Genomic DNA, 19,754 nt, shown 5'->3' with positions numbered 1-19,754 from the left:
AAGGGCGAGACCGTCGTGAAGCGATAAACCGTTTTTCGGCTACTGAGCGTGATTTTCGCGCCGCGCGGATCCCGCAGACGGATCCGCCTTTCGGAGCCTTGCATGCGCAACAACCAACCTGTCACCCAACAAGAATTCGAATTTCCCGACGACGTCACGCTGATGTCGACCACCGATGCCGACAGCATCATCACGTACGCGAACACGACGTTCGAATACGTGAGCGGCTTCTCGAACGACGAGCTCGTCGGTCAGCCGCACAACGTCGTGCGGCACCCCGATATGCCGAAGGAGGCGTTCGCCGACATGTGGGCGACGCTGAAGAGCGGCGAGCCGTGGACCGCGCTCGTGAAGAACCGCCGCCGGAACGGCGATCATTACTGGGTGCGCGCGAACGCGGTGCCGGTGATGCGCGACGGCCTGCCGCACGGCTACCTGTCGGTGCGCACCAAGGCGCCGCGCGACGAGATCGCGGCCACCGACGCGCTGTATCGCGCGTTCCGCGAAGGCAAGGCCGGCCAGCGCCGTTTCCACAAGGGGTTGATCATCCGGACCGGGCTGTTGCGGATCATGTCGCTGCCGCAGACGATGTCGGTGCGCGCGCGCGTGCATTCGGTGTTGTGCGTGCTGGCGCCGGCCGTCGTCGGCGCCGGCTGGGCATGCGGGCTGGCCGGCGGCGGGCTGGCGGCGTTTGCCGTCGCGACGGCCGGCGTGTCCGTGGCCGCCGGCCTGTGGCTCGATGCGCAGATCGTGCGGCCGCTGAAACGGCTGCACGACCAGGCACTGAACGTCGCGACCGGCGAAAACCGCCGCGGCGTGCGGATGAACCGCGTCGACGAGATCGGCATGACGCTGCGCACGATCAACCAGCTCGGGCTGATGTTCCGCTGGCTCGTCGACGACGTCAGCGAGCAGGTGCACAACGTGCAGCGCGCGAGCAACGAGATCGCGCAAGGCAACAACGACCTGAGCGCGCGCACCGAACAGGCCGCGTCGAGCGTGCAGGAAACCGCCGCGTCGATGGCCGAAATGACGGCCACCGTCGACAGCAATGCCGAGACCGCGCTGCAGGCGAACCGGCTCGCCGTGTCCGCGAGCGAAGCGGCCGAGCGCGGCGGGCAGGCGGTGAGCGAGGTCGTCACGACGATGGACGACATCACCGCGAGTTCGCGCAAGATTTCCGACATCATCGGCGTGATCGACGGCATCGCGTTCCAGACCAACATCCTTGCGCTGAACGCGGCGGTCGAGGCGGCGCGCGCGGGCGAACAGGGGCGCGGCTTCGCGGTCGTCGCCGGCGAGGTGCGGGCGCTCGCGCAGCGCAGCGCGAACGCGGCGAAGGAGATCAAGACGCTAATCGGCGCGAGCGTCGAGCGGGTCGAGTCGGGCGCGCGCCGGGTCGACGATGCGGGCAGGACGATGGAAGACATCGTCACGCAGGTGAAGCGCGTGTCGGACCTGATCGCGGAAATCAGCTCGTCGACGGTGGAACAGAGCACGGGCGTCGCGCAGGTCGACCAGGCGGTTGTGCATCTGGACAACATCACGCAGCAGAACGCGGCGCTGGTCGAGCAGAGCGCGGCGGCGTCGGAAAGCCTGAAGCAGCAGGCGACGCGGCTCGTCGATGCGGTGAACGTGTTTCGATAATCGGCGGGGGGCGCGCGTCTGCGCGTTCCGTCGCGGCGAGCCGGATAAATCCCGGCTTTCCGATTCGATTCGAATGTATCGAACGAGAGGGATTCTCATTTCCGAACCCCGGATTTATTCGCTAATCCGGACGGAGGATATGCCTCCATTGATCAGACAATTAACGCCCAAGTACTTGATAAAACGGGGTTTTTGATTCACGTATAAACAAAGTTTTCGGCTGAATCAAGATGATGCGAAATTAATGCATATTTACCCGCAGCCGGCATAATGTTTTCGCCGGATTTGCCGAAAGCGCAGGAGTGTGACCGAACGCATGCGGGACAGCCGCGATGTGTACGGTCTCGATCCAATCCACAAGCGGACACAAGATTCGCAACCGGGAACTCCACACCATGCGCAATAACCAGCCTGTGACGCAACGCGAATTCGAATTCCCCGATGACGCGACGCTGATGTCGACCACCGACGCGGACAGTTACATCAAATACGCGAATGCCGCGTTCATTCAGGTCAGCGGATTTTCCCCCGAGGAAATCGAAGGCCAGCCGCACAACGTCGTGCGGCACCCGGATATGCCGAAGGAGGCGTTCGCCGACATGTGGGCGACGCTGAAGAACGGCGAACCATGGACCGCACTGGTAAAGAATCGCCGCAAGAACGGCGATCACTACTGGGTCCGTTCGAATACGGTGCCGGTGATGCGCAACGGGCAGCCGACCGGCTACATGTCGGTGCGCACGAAGGCGACGCGCGACGAGATCGCGGCGGCCGACGCGCTGTATCGCGCGTTCCGCGAAGGCAAGGCCGGCAATCGCCGCTTCCACAAGGGATTGATCGTCCGGACCGGGCTGATGCGGGTCGCGTCGCTGTTCCAGACGATGTCGGTGCGCGCGCGTTTGCATTCGACGCTGTGCGTGCTGGCGCCGGCCGTCGTCGGCGCGGGCTGGGCATGCGGGCTGGCCGGCGGCGGGCTCGCGGCGTTCGCCGCCGCGACGGGCGGCGTGTCGGTGGCGGCCGGCCTGTGGCTCGATGCGCAGATCGCGCGGCCGCTGATGCAGCTGCGTGACCAGGCGTTGCGCGTCGCGACCGGCGAGAGCCGCACCGGCGTCGCGATGAACCGCGTCGACGAGATCGGCATGACGCTGCGCACGATCAACCAGCTCGGGCTGATGTTCCGCTGGCTCGTCGACGACGTCAGCGAGCAGGTGCACAACGTGCAGCGCGCGAGCAACGAGATCGCGCAGGGCAACAACGACCTGAGCGCGCGCACCGAGCAGGCGTCGACCAGCGTGCAGCAGACGGCCGCGTCGATGGCCGAGATGACGGCCACTGTGTCGAGCAACGCGGAGACGGCGCTGCAGGCGAACCAGTTGTCGGTTTCCGCGAGCGAGGCGGCCGAGCGCGGCGGGCAGGCGGTGAGCGAGGTCGTGACGACGATGAACGACATCACCGCGAGTTCGCGCAAGATTTCCGACATCATCGGCGTGATCGACGGCATCGCGTTCCAGACCAACATCCTTGCGCTGAACGCGGCGGTCGAGGCGGCGCGCGCGGGCGATCAGGGGCGCGGCTTCGCGGTCGTCGCCGGTGAAGTGCGGGCGCTCGCGCAGCGCAGCGCGAACGCGGCGAAGGAAATCAAGACGCTGATCGGCGCGAGCGTCGAGCGGGTCGAATCGGGCGCACGGATCGTCGACGGCGCGGGCAAGACGATGGAAGACATCGTCACGCAGGTGAAGCGCGTGTCGGACCTGATCGCGGAGATCAGCTCGTCGACGGCGGAACAGAGCACGGGCGTCGCGCAGGTCGACCAGGCGGTCGTGCATCTGGACAACATCACGCAGCAGAACGCGGCGCTGGTCGAGCAGAGCGCGGCGGCGTCGGAAAGCCTGAAGCAGCAGGCGACGCGGCTCGTCGATGCGGTGAACGTGTTTCGTTGAAGGCGGCGGAGGGAGGTGACGCGGGCGCGGCGGAGAGGGGCGCCGGCCCGCGTCGGGACCGCCCGGTTCCGGCCGGGCGGTCAGGGCCTGTCACGGAAGCGACAGGCCCCGAACCGTCAGACGGCGAGACAGAGGTACTTGATCACAACGTAATCGTCGATGCCGTAGTGCGAGCCTTCGCGGCCGAGGCCCGACTGCTTGACGCCGCCGAACGGCGCGACTTCGTTCGAGATCAGGCCCGTGTTGACGCCGACCATCCCGTATTCGAGCGCCTCGGCGACCTTCCACACGCGACCGATGTCGCGGCTGTAGAAATACGCGGCGAGACCGAACTCGGTGTCGTTCGCGAGGCGGATCACCTCGTCGTCGCTGCCGAACTTGAACAGCGGCGCGAGCGGCCCGAACGTCTCTTCCTTCGCGACCTTCATCGCCGGCGTGACGCCGGTCAGCACGGTCGGCTCGAAGAAGCCGTGGCCGAGCGCGTGGCGCTTGCCGCCCGTCACGACGGTCGCGCCCTTCGCGAGCGCGTCCTCGATGTGCGCCTCGACCTTCAGCACGGCCGCTTCGTTGATCAGCGGGCCTTGCGTGACGCCCGGCTCCGTGCCGCGACCGACCTTCAGCTGGCCGACCGCCGCGGCGAGCTTCTGCGCGAACTGGTCGTACACGGCTTCATGCACGTAGAAGCGGTTGGTGCACACGCACGTCTGGCCGCTGTTGCGGTACTTCGACGCGATCGCGCCCTGCACGGCCGCATCGAGATCGGCGTCGTCGAACACGATGAACGGCGCGTTGCCGCCGAGCTCCAGCGACACCTTCTTGACGGTTGCCGCGCATTGCGACATCAGCAGGCGGCCGACCGGCGTCGAGCCGGTAAACGACAGCTTGCGCACGATCGGGTTCGACGTCAGTTCGCCGCCGATCGCCTTCGGGTCGCCCGTGACGACGCTGAACACGCCGGCCGGCACGCCCGCGCGCTCGGCCAGCACGGCCATCGCGAGGGCCGAGAACGGCGTCGCTTCAGCCGGCTTCACGACGATCGGGCAGCCTGCCGCGAGCGCCGGGCCGACCTTGCGGGTGATCATCGCCGCCGGGAAGTTCCACGGCGTGATCGCCGCGCACACGCCGATCGCTTCCTTCGTCACGACGATGCGCTTGTCGCTCGCCGGCGTCGGGATCGTGTCGCCGTACACGCGCTTGCCTTCCTCCGCGAACCACTCGAGGAACGACGCCGCGTAGCCGATCTCGCCCTTCGCCTCGGCCAGCGACTTGCCCTGCTCGGTGGTCAGGATCAGCGCGAGGTCGTCGGCGTTTTCCATCATCAGGTCGTGCCACCTGCGCAGGATCGCCGCGCGTTCCTTCGCGGTCTTCTTGCGCCACGCCGGCCATGCGGCGTTCGCGGCTTCGATTGCGTGACGCGTCTCGGCCGTGCCCATCGCCGGCACGGTGCCGAGCAGGCCGCCGGTTGCCGGGTTGCGGACTTCGAACGACTCGCCGTTCGCCGCGCCTTGCCATTCGCCGTTGACGTACGCCTGCTGGCGGAACAGCGACGGGTCTTTCAGTGCCAGGGTTTCCTGAACAGTGCTCATATGCATCGCCTGCTTTGAAAATGACGGATAAGGACGGATGAAAACGGCCGCCGCCGTCACGAAGACGGCGGCGGCGCATTCAATTGAAGCGGACGGGAACTCAGGCCGGCACGCCGACCGTTTCCTTCAGCACTTCCTCGAGGATCACGAGCGCTTCGTCGAACACGGCCTGCGGGATCGTCAGCGGGAACAGGAAGCGCACGACGTTCGAGTACACGCCGCACACGAGCAGCAGCAGCCCGCGCTCGAGCGCACGCGCCTGCACGCGCTTCGTGAATTCCGCGTCCGGCTCGCCCGAACCCGGCTTCAGGAACTCGACCGCGATCATCGCGCCCGGGCCGCGCACGTCGGCGATCTGCGGCACGTCGGCCTGCAGCGAATTCAGCTTCGCCTTCAGCACGTCGCCGAGCTGCGTCGCGCGTTCGCACAGCTTCTCTTCGTCAATGATGTCGAGCACCGCGTGCGCCGACGCGACGGCCAGCGGGTTGCCCGCGTACGTGCCGCCGAGGCCGCCGGGGGCAGCCGCGTCCATCACGTCGGCACGGCCGACGACGCCCGACAGCGGCATGCCGCCCGCGAGGCTCTTCGCCATCGTGATCAGGTCGGCCAGCACGTCGTAGTGCTGCATCGCGAACAGCTTTCCGGTGCGCGCGAAGCCCGTCTGCACTTCGTCGGCGATCAGCAGGATGCCGTGCTCGTTACAGATCTTGCGCAGCGCGCGCACGAATTCGGCCGGCGCCGGGTTGAAGCCGCCTTCGCCCTGGACCGGTTCGAAGATGATCGCGGCGACGCGCTTCGGATCGATGTCGGCCTTGAACAGCATCTCGATCGCCTTGATCGAGTCGGCCGTCGTCACGCCGTGCAGCGCGTTCGGGTACGGTGCGTGGAACACGTCGCCCGGGAACGGGCCGAAGTTCAGCTTGTACGGGGCGACCTTGCCGGTCAGCGCCATGCCCATCATCGTGCGGCCGTGGAAGCCGCCCGAGAACGCGATGACGCCCGGACGGCCGGTTGCCGCGCGCGCGATCTTGATCGCGTTTTCGACGGCTTCGGCGCCGGTCGTGAAGAACGCGGTCTTCTTCGGGAAGTCGCCCGGCGCGCGCGCGTTGATCTTTTCGGCCAGCTCGACGTACGACGCGTACGGGACGATCTGGTAAGCGGTGTGCGTGAAGCTGTTCAGCTGATCCGCGATCGCCTTGACGATCTTCGGGTGGCGGTGGCCCGTGTTCAGCACCGCGATGCCGGCGGCGAAATCGATGAAGCGGCGGCCTTCGACATCCCACAGCTCCGCGTTCTCGGCGCGGGCTGCGTAGAAATCACACATCACGCCGACGCCGCGCGGGGTGGCGGCGTTCTTGCGGGCCTGCAGGTCGGCATTCTTCACGGTCATCTCCTTGATGTTTTGCCCGGTGGGATAAAAATCGGCCGCGTTGGCAGCCCATGGAGGCGACTATAATCACATTTGGCTCTGGCAATCAGAGCCATTTCAATAAATATTCAGGAGCCAATCATGCGCGCAAGCGTGTTGTCGGACTGGCTGGCGCAGCGCCTCGTGCGCGGCGGCGAACAGCCGATCTACCGGCAGCTGCACCGCCTGCTGCAGCAGGCGATCCTGTCGCGCGAACTGCCGGCCGGCACGCGCGTGCCGTCGTCGCGGCTGCTGGCGGCGGAGCTCGGGATCGCCCGCAACACGGTCACGCAGGTTTACGAACAGCTTGCGCTCGAAGGCTACGTGAACTCGGCAACGGGGCGCGGCACGTTCGTCGCCGACAGCGCGCCCGACGAAATCGTCGGCGCGCCGGCCGACGCGGGCGCCGGGCCGGCGGTGGTGCCTGCTTCCGCGCGGCGGCTGTCCTCGCGCGGCACGCGGCTCGTCGAAGGCGCGGGCGTGTCGAAGCGCCAGGGCGGCGCGTTCATGCCGGGCGTGCCCGACGTGTCGCGATTTCCGGCGCGCGTGTGGACGCGGCTGCACAACAAGTATTGGCGGCGCCTGCGCCCGGACCTGCTGACCTACGCGCCGGGCGGCGGGCTCGCGCTGTTGCGCGAGGCGCTGGCCGACTATCTGCGCACGTCGCGCTCGGTGCGCTGCACGCCCGAGCAGATCGTGATCACGACCGGGATCCACCAGTCGATCGATCTCGCGGTGCGGCTGCTGACCGATCCGGGCGACGCGATCTGGACCGAGGATCCGTGCTACTGGGGCGTACGCAGCGTGCTGAACGTGTCGGGGCTCACCACGCGGCCGATTCCGGTCGACGACGAAGGGATCGCGCCGTCGGCCGCCGATCTCGCCGAGCCGCCGAAGCTGATGCTCGTCACGCCGTCGCATCAGTATCCGCTCGGGATGGTGATGAGCCTCGCGCGGCGGCGGATGCTGCTCGAATACGCGCGCCAGCACGGCTGCTGGATCATCGAGGACGACTACGACAGCGAATTCCGTTACGGCAGCCGGCCGCTCGCGTCGCTGCAGGGGCTCGATACGGCCGGGCAGGTGATCTATGTCGGCAGCTTCGGCAAGACGCTGTTCCCGGGGCTGCGGGTCGGGTATCTCGTCGCGCCGGAGCCGCTCGCGGAGAGCTTCGCGACCGCGAGCGCCGAGCTGTATCGCGAAGGTCAGCTGCTGCAGCAGGCGGTGCTCGCGGAGTTCATCGCGGAAGGGCACTTCGTGTCGCATATCCGCAAGATGCGCACGCTGTACGGGCAGCGCCGCGAGGTGCTGCTCGATGCGGTCGCGCGCCGCTACGGCGACACGCTGCAGGCGCTCGGCAGCGATGCGGGGCTGCATCTCGTCACGCGACTCCCGGACGGCGTCGACGATCGCGCGGTTGCGCAGGCCGCGCTCGAACGAAACATCGTCGTGCGGCCGTTGTCCGGCTATTACGCGCAGCGCGAACGTGCGGCATCGGGCTTGCTGCTCGGTTATGCGTGCGTGCCGGAGGACGAGATCGCGACGGCGTTCGCGACGCTGGCCGAGGCGATCGACGAGCGGGCGTTCGACCGGGTCGTCGCGACGGTCTGACGGGAACGGCACGGCGGCATGCGCGCGCCGGGGGGCGGGCCGTCGACGGGTGAGCCAACGATCGTCTCCGTGGTGCGAACCGATCGTCGGCATGCGCTACAGCCGAATCAACACCGCGCCCGCGACCACCAGCACACACGCGGCGAGCCGCTGCGCGCCGGGCCGCTCGCGCATCACGAACCAGCCGATCGCGACCGCGAAGATCGAGCTCGTCTCGCGCAGCGCCGACACCGTCGCGACCGGCAGGTGCCGGTACGCGAGGATCACGATCCCGTATGCGGCGAGCGAGATCGTGCCGGCGATCGCGCCCTGCGCGAGCGCGGTGCGCGACGCGAGTACCGCGCGCGGGCCGCCGCGCAGCACGCAGACGAGCACGAGCTGCGGCACGCTCCACAGCAGATACACCCACGCGATGTAGCCGAGCGCGCTGCCGGACACGCGCGAGCCGATGCCGTCGCAGATCGAATACGCGGCGATGAACACACCCGTGAGCAGCGCATACGGCACGCCTTCGCCGGAGAACCGGAGGCCGCGCCGCAGCGCGAGCGACATGATGCCGAACGACACGAGCGCGATGCCCGCGAAGCCGAACGGCGTCGGCCGCTCGTGCAGCATCGCGAGCGCCAGCACCGACACGAGCAGCGGCGAGATCCCGCGCGCGATCGGATAGATCTGCCCGAACTCGCCGTTGCGGTACGCGCGCGCCAGCGTGAAGCAGTACGCGACCTCGAGCACCGCCGACGCCGCGACATACGGCCAGGCGGCGGGCGCCGGCGCGGGCAGCAGCACGGCGCCGGCGATGCCGAACGCGAGATACGGCAGCGACATCGTGCCGAGCTGGACGAGCCGGTCTTCGCTGACATGGAGGAAGGCATTCCAGATCGCGTGCAGCAACGCGGAGCACAGCACGAGACCGATGAACAGGTGATCCATGAACGAAGGCGCGGGCGGGAAGGGGAGCGGCGAGCGCCGTCAATTATGTGGGTATCCGGCGCGCTCGCGCGGAATTGTCGATAATGGAGCGTTGTTATTCACCGGATGCCGACGATGACCGAAGCCCCCCTCACCCCGCCCGCCGTTCCGCGCCTCACGAGCCTGTCCCACGGTGGTGGCTGCGGCTGCAAGATCGCGCCGGGCGTGCTGTCCGAGCTGCTGAAGCGGGCCACGCCGCCGGCGCTGTTCCCGGACCTGCTGGTCGGCACCGAGACCTCCGACGACGCGGCCGTCTACCGGCTGAACGACGAGCAGGCGATCGTCGCGACCACGGACTTCTTCATGCCGATCGTCGACGATCCGTTCGACTTCGGCCGCATCGCGGCAACCAACGCGCTGTCCGACGTCTACGCGATGGGCGGCAAGCCGATTCTCGCGCTCGCGCTGGTCGGGATGCCGATCAACGTGCTGCCGCACGAGACGATCGCGGCCGTGCTGCGCGGCGGCGAATCGGTGTGCGCCGATGCCGGCATTCCGGTCGCGGGCGGCCACTCGATCGATTCGGTCGAGCCGATCTACGGGCTCGCGGCGATCGGCGTCGTGCATCCGTCGCGCGTGAAGCGCAACGCGGCCGCGCGCGCGGGCGACGTGCTCGTGCTCGGCAAGCCGCTCGGCGTCGGCGTGCTGTCGGCCGCGCTGAAGAAGAATCGGCTCGACGACGCGGGTTACGCGCAGATGGTCGCGACCACCACCAAGCTGAACCGGCCGGGTGCCGAACTCGCCGCGCTGCCGGGCGTGCATGCGTTGACCGACGTCACGGGCTTCGGGCTGCTCGGCCACACGCTCGAACTCGCGCGCGGCGCGAATCTCACCGCACGCGTGCATTACGCGTCGCTGCCGTGGCTGGCGGGCGTCGAGGCGTTCGTCGCCGACGGCGTGTTCACCGGCGCATCGGGCCGCAACTGGGCGGCGTATGGCGCCGACGTGCGGCTCGCCGACGGGCTGCCGCCGGTCGCGCAGGCGCTGCTGACCGATCCGCAGACGTCCGGCGGCCTGCTGGTCGCATGCGCGCCGGACGCGGTCGACGACGTGCTCGCGTGCTTCCGCGCCGACGGTTTCGATCGCGCGGCCGTGATCGGCGAGATGGTGGACGGCCCCGCGCGCGTCGACGTCGCCTGACGCGTTTCCTTACCGCGGATCGCCATCGGTCGCTGGAATCGATGCCTTCCCTCGACGGCATCGACGACCGATGAACGATTTCCTGTTCGGGCTGACGATCGCGCTGTCGGTCGGGCCCGTCGCGCTGATGATCGCGAACCACGGGATGCGCGCCGGCACCGCGAGCGGCGTGCGCGCGGCGGTCGGCGTGGCGTCGGCCGACGGCTGCTATGCGCTCGTCGCGTTCACGCTCGGCGCGATGCTCGCGAGCACGCTCGCGTCGTACCTGCCGCTGTTCCGCTTCGTCGGCGCGCTCGTGTTGCTCGCCATGGGCGCACGCATGCTGTGGCAGGCGCTGAAGGATCGGCGCCGCACGCTGGATGGCGCCGCCCCGCCGCCGGGCACGCGCCCGTTCACGTCGATGTTCGTCGTCACGCTCGCGAATCCGCTGACCATCCTGCTGTTTTATGGCTATGCCACCGCCGCTGCCGGCGCGCATCGGCACTGGCTCCTCGGCGCCGCGTGCGTGTTTGCCGGCAGTCTCGCCGGGCAACTCGTGTTCGCGTTCGGCGGCAGCGCGATCGGGCGCATCGTGAAGTCGCCGCGATGGCTCGTGGCGAGCCATGTGCTGGCGGCGCTCGTCGTGCTCGGTTATGGCGTCGCGGGGATGCTGCGCGTTTAGCGAATCGGATGCCATCGCCGGTCACGATCGATAGCGGCGATGTCGCGTCGCCCAATCGAATGGCATTCCTGATTTTTTGTCGGATATCGTTCGAACCACGCGCACACGAACCGCGTGATCGAACGCCGCGAGCCGTTTCGTAGCCGGGTTCCGCATCGCGCACGCGCGTTCTATACTCCCTCGCGCAGTCTCCGAGAGCCGTTCTCACCCAACATCACCGAAACAAGGAACGCCGATGCTGACTCGCTCCATCCTTTCCGCCGCTGCATTCTCGCTTGCCGCCTGTGCGACCGCGCCGTCGATCGCGCAGGATCACCAGGGCAACGACGCGGGCAATGCCGCATTCGCCGAGACCGGTGCACAGGGCCGCCCGGTCAAGGTCATGATCATCACGATGTTCGGTCCGGAGGGCCAGGCATGGCTCGACCGGCTCGGCCCGTGGCGCGACATCACCGTGCCCGGCCTGTCGCCCGACTATCCGGCCGTTCACTGCAACAAGCAGGACGTGTGCGTGGTGACGACCGGCATGGGCTACGCGAACGCCTCCGCGACGATCATGGCGCTCACGTTCTCGCAGCGCTTCGACCTGCGCCGCACGTACTTCCTCGTGTCGGGCATCGCGGGCGTCGACCCCGCGCAAGGCACGATCGGTTCCGCCGCCTGGTCGAAATATCTGGTCGACTTCAGCCTGCAGTGGGAGCTCGATGCGCGCGAGATTCCGGCCGGCTGGAACACCGGCTTTCTCGGCATCAATACGAAGAGCCCGAACGACAAGCCGCCGCTCGACTACCGCACCGAAGTATTCCAGCTCAACCCGCAGTTGACGGACGCCGCGTATGCGCTGTCGCGCAACGTCGTGCTCGCCGACAGCGCGCAGGCCCAGGCCGCGCGCGCGAAGTTCACGTATGCGCCGGCGAACCGGCCGCCGACGGTGATCCAGTGCGACACGTCATCGGGCAATACGTGGTTCTCGGGCACGCTGATCGGCGAGCGCGCGCGTCAGTGGACGAAGATCCTCACCGACGGCAAGGGCACCTACTGCATGACCGCGCAGGAAGACAACGCGACGTACGAAGCGCTCAAGCGCGCGGCGAGCGTGAAGCGGGTCGACCTGTCGCGCGTCGCGGTGCTGCGCACGGGCTCCGATTTCGACCGGCCGTATGCGGGGCAGACGAGCGCGGACAACCTGCTGAACTACGCGGATCAGGGCGGCTTCGCGCCGGCGACCGAAAACCTGTATCGCGCCGGCAACCCGCTCGTGCAGGACATCGTCACGCACTGGGGCGAATGGCGCGACGGCGTGCCGCGCCGTTGACGGGCGCACGCCGTCGACGAGACGTCGGCGCGAAGGTCAATGCGATTGCGGCGCGGAACGGAACGGCGTCCACACCGGCGTGGTGTCGTCCCAATGATCGAGCGGCGAAGGAAGGTGGTCGTTCATCACAGACTCCTGCAACTAACTGACTAATCGAATGTTGGACGGCGGTATCGCGACGCCGCGCGGTGGATCATCCGCTGCGCGGCGTTGCGCGTTTACCGACGCTCAGCGGGCCCCGCCTGCGAGCTGGTTGCTTTCCGGCATCGAGCGATACGGGCCTTGCGCGAGTTCGAGCCCTTGCGGATACGAATTCGCCTTGCGCAGCCAGGCCAGCGTGCCGTCGCGGCGTGCCTGCTCGACTTCGGCGCTGACTTCGGCGCGCGTGCGCGGGCCGTTGTGCTGCGTGTACCACGACGTGTTGCCGTAGTCGCCGGCATGCGCGGTGGTCGTATCGGCGAAGGCCGGTGCGGACACGGCGAGTGCGAGGGCGACGGCGGAGAGAAGATGGCGGCGGTTCATGACGTAACTCCTGTGTTGGTCGGAGTTGGCGCCTGAGCGCTCGCTCCGGTCCCGTCAAACGGGGCTGTTCGATGCGCAACGAGGTGCGCGACAGGGTTTACTCTAGGTATCTGTCCCGACGCGATAAATGCGGCAGACGCGAATTGATTTGTCGTGATCGAGGAACAATCGCGATTCGCAACGTCGTCGGGGGGATGTCGAAATCGCCGGCAGCCGCGTGGAACGGGCCTCGCGGCGGTATACCGCCGCTCGCGCAATGACGTGCGCGAACCATTGCCGCACGCGGCGAAAAGGTGTGATGCGGATTCGGAAAAGGCGAGGTGCGCGGCGAGGAAGGTGGCACGAAGGCGACACCGAAGCAGCACGAAGGCAGGACGGCGCGCGGGGCGGACCGCCCGCGCGCCGCGGTTCAGACGATTACGCGACCCACTCGTTGATGACCGGCGTGTCGAGCGCCGGCGCGCGCTCGGCTTCCTCGAACGTGCGCTTGCTGCACGTCGCGTCGAGGCTGCCCTTGCCGCTCAGCAGCGGGCAGCGGTCGAACACTTCGGCGATCCAGTCGACGAACACGCGCACCTTCGGCGACAGATGCCGGCTGTGCGGATACACGACCGAGATCGGCATCGGCAGCGGTTTCAGGCCGGGCAGCACTTCCTTGAGCCGGCCGTCGCGCAGGTGCGGCAGCACCATGAACAACGGCGGCTGGATCAGGCCGAAGCCTTCGAGCCCGCAGGTCACGTACGCATCGGCGTCGTTGACCGACACGATCGCGTTCATCTTGACCTCGACTTCCTTGCCGTCCGTGAGGAAGGTCCAGTCGATCGTGCGGCCCGTGCGGCTCGAGAAGTAGTTGACGGCCCGGTGGTCGCCCAGGTCCTCGATCGCGTGCGGCTCGCCGTGCTTCTCGAGATACGCGGGCGACGCCACCGACACGCATTCGAACAGCCCGACGCGGCGCGCGACGAGCGACGAGTCCTGCAGCGCACCGACGCGGATCACGCAGTCGACGCCTTCCTGCAGCAGGTCGACCGGTCGGTCGGACAGGCCGAGCTGCAGGTCGATGTCCGGATAGCGCGTGTGGAATTCGCACAGCGACGGAATCACGAGCAGCCGCCCGATCGAGCCCGGCATGTCGATACGCAACTTTCCGTGCGGCTTCCGGTTGTTGTTCTGGAAGCTTGCTTCGGTTTCCTCGACATCGGCGAGGATCCGCACGCAGCGCTCGTAGTACGCGGCGCCGTCAGGCGTCAGCGACAAGCGGCGCGTGGTCCGGTGCATCAGGCGCACGCCGAGGAATGCTTCGAGATTCTGGATGATCGTCGTGACGGATGCCCGCGGCAGGCTGAGCGTTTCTGCTGCCTTGGTGAAGCTGCTTGTATCGACGACGCGAGTAAACACCTGCATGGCCTGAAGCCGGTCCATCACAACCTCCGCAATCTAATTTGCCGCCGGAACAAGAAGGCTGCGCCGCTTTGTAGGCGGCGCAGCCTGGGATTGTTCGGGGGTGTTGAATTGTGTTGCCGGATTATAGGCATTTATCCCAATGTCTGCCGGACCCAGAATTCGTTCCATCTCGAAATGGATGCCGCATCGTCATGGACGCTTCTGAATTCAGCAAATTCCTGAAAGCCGCATTGCCCGCCGAAGCCAGAGCCGGCGCGGCATTGACGGTCGCGGAGGTGGAAATCCCCGGCTACGCGCAGGACATCGTGCTGCGCCTCTATCGGCGTGCGGACAAGACCGGACTGCCGGTAGTGCTTTACTTCCATGGCGGCGGTTTCGTGCGCGGCACGCTCGACGACGCCGACTTCGCCGCGCGCTTTTTAGCAGAACGCTTACCAGCTCTCGTAGTGTCGGTCGATTATTCGCTCGCGCCGGCCTTTCCTTTTCCGGCCGCGCCGGAGGATGCGTATCGCGCCGCCGTATGGGCCGCGACGCGCGCCCGCGCGTTCGGCGGCAATCCGAAGAAGATCGGCGTCGCGGGGCACGACGCGGGCGGCCAGCTCGCGAACTGTCTCGCGTTCATCGCGCGCGATCGCGGTGAAGTGTCGATCGCCGCGCAGGCGCTGTTCGGGCCGATGCTCGACCCGAGCATGACGCGCATCGGCGACGCCGAACGCCTTGCATCGGACATCACCGCGCGCGAATGCGCGGCCTGTTATCGCGCCTATCTGCCGCAGGCGGCGCAGCGCATGCACCCGTATGCGGCGCCGCTCGAATCGGTGCGCCTCGCGGGCCTGCCGCCGACGCTCGTCGTCACCGCGCAGAACGACGTGCTGCACGTCGAAGCGGAGAAGTATGCGGGCTGCCTGATTTCATCGGGCGTGCTCACGCAGGTGATCCGCTACCCGGACGTCACGCACGCGTCGCTCGCGACGCACGAAGCCGCGCTCGAGGAAGCCGTGCGCTTCTTCCAGTGCCGCTTCCAGGCGCGCCAGCCGAACCGTTCCGAATAACCAGACCAATCCACGCTTATTGGAGATCCACATGGCCATCCTACGCACCTCCCGCTCCCGAATCGCGACCGCGGCGATCGTGACGCTCGCCGTCGTCGGCCTCGGCACGTTCGGCGCGATGCGCGTGAACGCGAACGCACCCGAGAAGGCGGCGGCACCGCTGCCGGAAGTCGACGTCGCGACCGTCGTGCCGCAGACCGTCACCGATTGGCAAAGCTATTCGGGCCGCCTCGAGGCGGTCGAGAAAGTCGACGTACGCCCGCAGGTGTCGGGCACGATCGTCGCGGTGAACTTCAAGGACGGCGCGCTCGTGAAGAAGGGCGACGTGCTGTTCGTGATCGACCCGCGCCCGTATCAGGCCGAAACCGACCGCGCGGCCGCGCAGCTCGCCGCCGCGCAGGCCCGCAACGGCTACGCGCAGAGCGACTGGCAGCGCGCGCAGCGGCTGATCGGCGACAACGCGATCGCGAAGCGCGACTACGACGAGAAGCAGAACGCCGCGCGCGAGGCGAGCGCGAACCTGAAGGCCGCCGAAGCCGCGCTGGAAACGGCGCGCATCAACCTCGGCTACACGCGCATCACCGCCCCCGTGTCGGGCCGCGTGTCGCGCGCGGAAATCACGCTCGGCAACGTCGTGTCGGCCGGCGCGTCCGCCGCGCCGCTGACGACGCTGGTATCGGTGTCGCCGATCTACGCATCGTTCGACGCGGACGAGCAGACCTACCTGCAATACATCAACGGCGCGCGCAACGGCCGCAAGGTGCCGGTCGAGCTCGGCCTCGCGAATGAAACGGGCTACTCGCGCAGCGGCGAGATCGACTCGGTCGACAACCGGCTCGACACGTCGTCCGGCACGATCCGCGTGCGCGCGCGTTTCGACAACGCGGACGGCGCGCTCGTCCCGGGTCTCTACGCCCGCGTGAAGGTGGGCGGCAGCGCGCCGCACCAGGCGCTGCTCGTCGACGACGCGGCGATCAACACCGACCAGGACAAGAAGTTCGTGTTCGTCGTCGACCAGCAGGGCCGCGTGTCGTATCGCGAAGTGCAGCAGGGCCTGCAGCACGGCAACCGGCGCGTGATCGTGAGCGGCCTGTCCGCCGGCGATCGCGTGATCGTGAACGGCACGCAGCGCGTGCGCCCGGGCGAGCAGGTGAAGCCGCACATGGTCCCGATGACGGGCGGCGATGCGCCGTCCGCGCCGCTCGCGGATAACGCGAAGCCGGCCGCACCGGCGAAGGCGGAATCGTAAGCGGCCCGCCGCTACGGTTTCCGCGTTCAACCAGACAGAGCCACACATGAACATTTCAAAATTCTTTATCGACCGGCCGATCTTTGCAGGAGTCCTATCGGTGATCATCCTGCTCGGCGGGGTGATCGCGATGTTCCTGCTGCCGATTTCGGAGTATCCGGAAGTCGTGCCGCCTTCGGTGATCGTGAAGGCGCAGTATCCCGGCGCCAACCCGAAAGTGATCGCCGAGACGGTCGCGTCGCCGCTCGAGGAGCAGATCAACGGCGTCGAGGACATGCTCTACATGCAGTCGCAGGCGAACAGCGACGGCAACATGACGATCACCGTCACGTTCAAGCTGGGCACCGATCCGGACAAGGCCACGCAGCTCGTGCAGAACCGCGTGAACCAGGCGCTGCCGCGTCTGCCGGAAGACGTGCAGCGGCTCGGCATCACCACGGTGAAGAGCTCGCCGACGCTGACGATGGTGGTCCACCTGATCTCGCCGGACAACCGCTACGACATGACCTACCTGCGCAACTACGCGCTGATCAACGTGAAGGATCGCCTGTCGCGGATCCAGGGCGTCGGTCAGGTGCAGCTGTGGGGCTCGGGCGACTACGCGATGCGCGTGTGGCTCGATCCGCAGAAGGTCGCGCAGCGCGGGCTGTCCGCCGAGGACGTCGTGCAGGCGATCCGCGAGCAGAACGTGCAGGTCGCGGCCGGCGTGATCGGCGCGTCGCCGTCGCTGCCCGGCACGCCGCTGCAGCTGTCGGTGAACGCGCGCGGCCGTCTGCAGACGGAAGACGAGTTCGGCGACATCGTCGTGAAGACGACGCCGGACGGCGGCGTCACGCACCTGCGCGACATCGCGCGCATCGAACTGGATGCGTCCGAATACGGGCTTCGCTCGCTGCTCGACAACAAGCCGGCCGTCGCGATGGCGATCAACCAGTCGCCGGGCGCGAACTCGCTGCAGATCTCCGACGAAGTGCGCAAGACGATGGCCGAGCTGAAGCAGGACATGCCGGCCGGTGTCGACTACAAGATCGTCTATGACCCGACGCAGTTCGTGCGCTCGTCGATCAAGGCCGTGGTGCACACGCTGCTCGAAGCGATCGCGCTGGTCGTGATCGTCGTGATCGTGTTCCTGCAGACCTGGCGCGCATCGCTGATTCCGCTGATCGCGGTGCCGGTGTCGATCATCGGCACGTTCTCGCTGCTGCTCGGCTTCGGTTATTCGATCAACGCGCTGTCGCTGTTCGGGATGGTGCTCGCGATCGGTATCGTGGTCGACGATGCGATCGTGGTCGTCGAGAACGTCGAGCGCAACATCGAAAGCGGGATGAACGCGCGGCAGGCGACCTACAAGGCGATGCAGGAAGTGAGCGGGCCGATCATCGCGATCGCGCTGACGCTCGTCGCCGTGTTCGTGCCGCTCGCGTTCATGTCGGGCCTGACCGGCCAGTTCTACAAGCAGTTCGCGATGACGATCGCGATCTCGACGGTGATCTCGGCGTTCAACTCGCTGACGCTGTCGCCGGCGCTGTCCGCGATCCTGCTGAAGGGCCATGGCGACAAGGAGGACTGGCTCACGCGCGCGATGAACCGCGTGCTCGGCGGCTTCTTCAGGCGCTTCAACAAGGTGTTCCATCGCGGCGCGGAGAACTACGGCCGTGGCGTGCGCGGCGTGCTGTCGCGCAAGACGCTGATGCTCGGCGTGTACCTCGTGCTGGTCGGCGCGACCGTCCTCGTGTCGAAGATCGTGCCGGGCGGCTTCGTGCCCGCGCAGGACAAGGAATACCTGATCGCGTTCGCGCAGCTGCCGAACGGTGCGTCGCTCGATCGCACCGAGAAGGTGATTCGCGACATGGGCTCGATCGCGCTGAAGCAGCCGGGCGTCGAAAGCGCGGTCGCGTTCCCGGGGCTGTCGGTGAACGGCTTCACCAACAGCTCGAGCGCGGGCATCGTGTTCGTCACGCTGAAGCCGTTCTCGGAGCGGCACGGCAAGGCGTTGTCGGCGGGCGCGATCGCCGGTGCGCTGAACCAGCAGTACGGCGCGATCAAGGGCTCGTTCGTCGCGGTGTTCCCGCCGCCGCCGGTGCTCGGTCTCGGCACGCTCGGCGGGTTCAAGATGCAGATCGAGGATCGCGGCGCGGTCGGCTACGCGAAGCTGTCGGATGCGACCAACGACTTCATCAAGCGCGCGCAGCAGGCGCCGGAACTCGGCCCGTTGTTCACGAGCTACCAGATCAACGTGCCGCAGCTCAACGTCGATCTCGATCGCGTGAAGGCGAAGCAGCTCGGCGTGCCGGTCACCGACGTGTTCAACACGATGCAGGTGTATCTCGGCTCGCTGTACGTGAACGACTTCAACCGCTTCGGACGCGTGTACCAGGTGCGCGTGCAGGCCGATGCACCGTTCCGTCAGCGCGCGGACGACATCCTGCAGCTGAAGACGCGCAACGACCGTGGCGAGATGGTGCCGCTGTCGTCGCTCGTCACGGTGACGCCGACGTTCGGCCCGGAAATGGTCGTGCGCTACAACGGCTATACGGCGGCCGACATCAACGGCGGCCCGGCGCCGGGCTTCTCGTCGGGGCAGGCGCAGGCCGCGATCGAGCGCATCGCGCATGAAACGCTGCCGCGCGGCGTGCGGTTCGAATGGACCGACCTCACGTACCAGCAGATCCTCGCGGGCGATTCGGCGATGTGGGTGTTCCCGATCAGCGTGCTGCTCGTGTTCCTCGTGCTCGCCGCGCTGTATGAAAGCCTGACGCTGCCGCTCGCGGTGATCCTGATCGTGCCGATGAGCATTCTGTCGGCGCTGACGGGCGTGTGGCTCACGCAGGGCGACAACAACATCTTCACGCAGATCGGCTTGATGGTGCTGGTGGGGTTGTCGGCGAAGAACGCGATCCTGATCGTCGAATTCGCACGCGAACTGGAGCATGACGGCAGGACGCCGCTCGAGGCCGCGATCGAGGCGAGCCGGCTGCGGCTGCGCCCGATCCTGATGACGTCGATCGCGTTCATCATGGGCGTCGTGCCGCTCGTCATGTCGACGGGCGCGGGCTCCGAGATGCGACATGCGATGGGTATCGCGGTGTTCTTCGGGATGCTCGGCGTGACGCTGTTCGGGCTGATGCTGACGCCGGTGTTCTACGTCGTGCTGCGCACGCTGGCGGGCGGCAAGATCCACGTCGCCGGCAAGGACTCCGCCGGCTATGGCGTGCCGGGCCAGGGCGTACCGGCTTCGGATGCTTGA

At 67.4% G+C, this 19,754-nt stretch carries 14 protein-coding genes; 9 read left to right on the top strand and 5 right to left on the bottom strand.

The genetic code is table 11. The annotated features are described in order from the left end of the window. Window positions 1-102: 102 nt before the first annotated feature. The gene (locus ACV22V_RS28920) at window positions 103-1,647 is read left to right on the top strand and encodes a methyl-accepting chemotaxis protein (RefSeq protein ID WP_448016218.1); all 1,545 of its coding nucleotides are present in this window, start codon (window positions 103-105) and stop codon (window positions 1,645-1,647) included. Between the two features lie 395 nt (window positions 1,648-2,042). Beyond that, window positions 2,043-3,587 (top strand): methyl-accepting chemotaxis protein, encoded by a 1,545-nt coding sequence (locus tag ACV22V_RS28915; RefSeq protein WP_448016217.1) that lies wholly within the window; start codon window positions 2,043-2,045, stop codon window positions 3,585-3,587. A 116-nt stretch (window positions 3,588-3,703) separates the two neighbouring features. On the opposite strand, the gene gabD is transcribed toward ACV22V_RS28915, so the two are convergent. Both gabD and ACV22V_RS28905 read right to left on the bottom strand, forming a co-directional pair. Beyond that, complete coding sequence (gene gabD, locus ACV22V_RS28910; RefSeq protein ID WP_448016216.1) at window positions 3,704-5,173, bottom strand: NADP-dependent succinate-semialdehyde dehydrogenase; 1,470 nt, start codon at window positions 5,171-5,173, stop codon at window positions 3,704-3,706. Window positions 5,174-5,273: 100 nt separating this feature from the next. Next, window positions 5,274-6,557, bottom strand: a complete 1,284-nt coding sequence (locus ACV22V_RS28905) for a 4-aminobutyrate--2-oxoglutarate transaminase (protein ID WP_107938225.1) — start codon at window positions 6,555-6,557, stop codon at window positions 5,274-5,276. Window positions 6,558-6,683: 126 nt separating this feature from the next. On the opposite strand from ACV22V_RS28905, the gene pdxR reads away from it, so the two are divergent. Continuing rightward, entirely contained in the window at window positions 6,684-8,192 is a 1,509-nt protein-coding gene (gene pdxR / locus ACV22V_RS28900) for a MocR-like pyridoxine biosynthesis transcription factor PdxR (protein WP_175908510.1), read from the top strand. A 96-nt stretch (window positions 8,193-8,288) separates the two neighbouring features. Here the strand turns inward: pdxR and ACV22V_RS28895 are convergent, their stop codons facing one another. After that, on the bottom strand, window positions 8,289-9,125 hold the full coding sequence (locus tag ACV22V_RS28895) for an EamA family transporter (RefSeq protein ID WP_448016215.1): 837 nt from the start codon (window positions 9,123-9,125) through the stop codon (window positions 8,289-8,291). Window positions 9,126-9,239: 114 nt separating this feature from the next. On the opposite strand from ACV22V_RS28895, the gene selD reads away from it, so the two are divergent. From selD to ACV22V_RS28880, 3 genes are all read left to right on the top strand, one after another. Continuing rightward, window positions 9,240-10,304 (top strand): selenide, water dikinase SelD, encoded by a 1,065-nt coding sequence (selD, locus tag ACV22V_RS28890; protein ID WP_448016214.1) that lies wholly within the window; start codon window positions 9,240-9,242, stop codon window positions 10,302-10,304. Window positions 10,305-10,374: 70 nt separating this feature from the next. Further along, window positions 10,375-10,965, top strand: a complete 591-nt coding sequence (locus tag ACV22V_RS28885; protein WP_448016212.1) for a LysE family translocator — start codon at window positions 10,375-10,377, stop codon at window positions 10,963-10,965. 235 nt (window positions 10,966-11,200) lie between these two features. Continuing rightward, window positions 11,201-12,280, top strand: a complete 1,080-nt coding sequence (locus ACV22V_RS28880) for a purine-nucleoside phosphorylase (protein WP_448016211.1) — start codon at window positions 11,201-11,203, stop codon at window positions 12,278-12,280. A gap of 228 nt (window positions 12,281-12,508) precedes the next feature. Here ACV22V_RS28880 and ACV22V_RS28875 read toward each other — a convergent pair whose 3' ends face one another. Beyond that, window positions 12,509-12,802, bottom strand: a complete 294-nt coding sequence (locus ACV22V_RS28875) for a DUF4148 domain-containing protein (protein WP_059528494.1) — start codon at window positions 12,800-12,802, stop codon at window positions 12,509-12,511. 417 nt (window positions 12,803-13,219) lie between these two features. Continuing rightward, window positions 13,220-14,224, bottom strand: a complete 1,005-nt coding sequence (ceoR, locus tag ACV22V_RS28870) for a putative multidrug efflux transcriptional regulator CeoR (RefSeq protein WP_059692278.1) — start codon at window positions 14,222-14,224, stop codon at window positions 13,220-13,222. Between the two features lie 173 nt (window positions 14,225-14,397). Between ceoR and ACV22V_RS28865 the strand changes: the two genes are divergently transcribed. Genes ACV22V_RS28865 through ceoB form a run of 3 tightly spaced genes read left to right on the top strand, consistent with a single transcriptional unit; the run spans window position 14,398 to window position 19,754 of the window. Continuing rightward, window positions 14,398-15,258: an alpha/beta hydrolase gene (locus ACV22V_RS28865; protein ID WP_059528487.1), complete on the top strand. Its 861-nt coding sequence runs from the start codon at window positions 14,398-14,400 to the stop codon at window positions 15,256-15,258. Between the two features lie 31 nt (window positions 15,259-15,289). Next, window positions 15,290-16,507 carry a multidrug efflux RND transporter periplasmic adaptor subunit CeoA gene (gene ceoA / locus ACV22V_RS28860; protein ID WP_059528484.1) on the top strand — a complete coding sequence of 406 codons (1,218 nt, stop codon included), beginning with the start codon at window positions 15,290-15,292 and terminating at the stop codon, window positions 16,505-16,507. A 46-nt stretch (window positions 16,508-16,553) separates the two neighbouring features. Beyond that, the gene (gene ceoB / locus ACV22V_RS28855) at window positions 16,554-19,754 is read left to right on the top strand and encodes a multidrug efflux RND transporter permease subunit CeoB (RefSeq protein WP_448016210.1); all 3,201 of its coding nucleotides are present in this window, start codon (window positions 16,554-16,556) and stop codon (window positions 19,752-19,754) included.

It is taken from the genome of Burkholderia sp. AW33-5 (genome assembly GCF_053427615.1).
This window is presented reverse-complemented; position numbering and strand designations above follow the sequence as displayed.

Bases quoted from the DNA above. Each gene is read 5' to 3' on its own strand.
- ACV22V_RS28895 (WP_448016215.1), bottom strand. From the start codon at position 9,125: ATGGATCACCTGTTCATCGGTCTCGTGCTGTGCTCCGCGTTGCTGCAC.
- ceoA (WP_059528484.1), top strand. From the start codon at position 15,290: ATGGCCATCCTACGCACCTCCCGCTCCCGAATCGCGACCGCGGCGATC.
- ACV22V_RS28885 (WP_448016212.1), top strand. From the start codon at position 10,375: ATGAACGATTTCCTGTTCGGGCTGACGATCGCGCTGTCGGTCGGGCCC.
- ACV22V_RS28875 (WP_059528494.1), bottom strand. From the start codon at position 12,802: ATGAACCGCCGCCATCTTCTCTCCGCCGTCGCCCTCGCACTCGCCGTG.
- ceoB (WP_448016210.1), top strand. From the start codon at position 16,554: ATGAACATTTCAAAATTCTTTATCGACCGGCCGATCTTTGCAGGAGTC.
- ACV22V_RS28880 (WP_448016211.1), top strand. From the start codon at position 11,201: ATGCTGACTCGCTCCATCCTTTCCGCCGCTGCATTCTCGCTTGCCGCC.
- selD (WP_448016214.1), top strand. From the start codon at position 9,240: ATGACCGAAGCCCCCCTCACCCCGCCCGCCGTTCCGCGCCTCACGAGC.
- ACV22V_RS28920 (WP_448016218.1), top strand. From the start codon at position 103: ATGCGCAACAACCAACCTGTCACCCAACAAGAATTCGAATTTCCCGAC.
- ACV22V_RS28865 (WP_059528487.1), top strand. From the start codon at position 14,398: ATGGACGCTTCTGAATTCAGCAAATTCCTGAAAGCCGCATTGCCCGCC.
- gabD (WP_448016216.1), bottom strand. From the start codon at position 5,173: ATGAGCACTGTTCAGGAAACCCTGGCACTGAAAGACCCGTCGCTGTTC.
- ACV22V_RS28915 (WP_448016217.1), top strand. From the start codon at position 2,043: ATGCGCAATAACCAGCCTGTGACGCAACGCGAATTCGAATTCCCCGAT.
- pdxR (WP_175908510.1), top strand. From the start codon at position 6,684: ATGCGCGCAAGCGTGTTGTCGGACTGGCTGGCGCAGCGCCTCGTGCGC.
- ceoR (WP_059692278.1), bottom strand. From the start codon at position 14,224: ATGGACCGGCTTCAGGCCATGCAGGTGTTTACTCGCGTCGTCGATACA.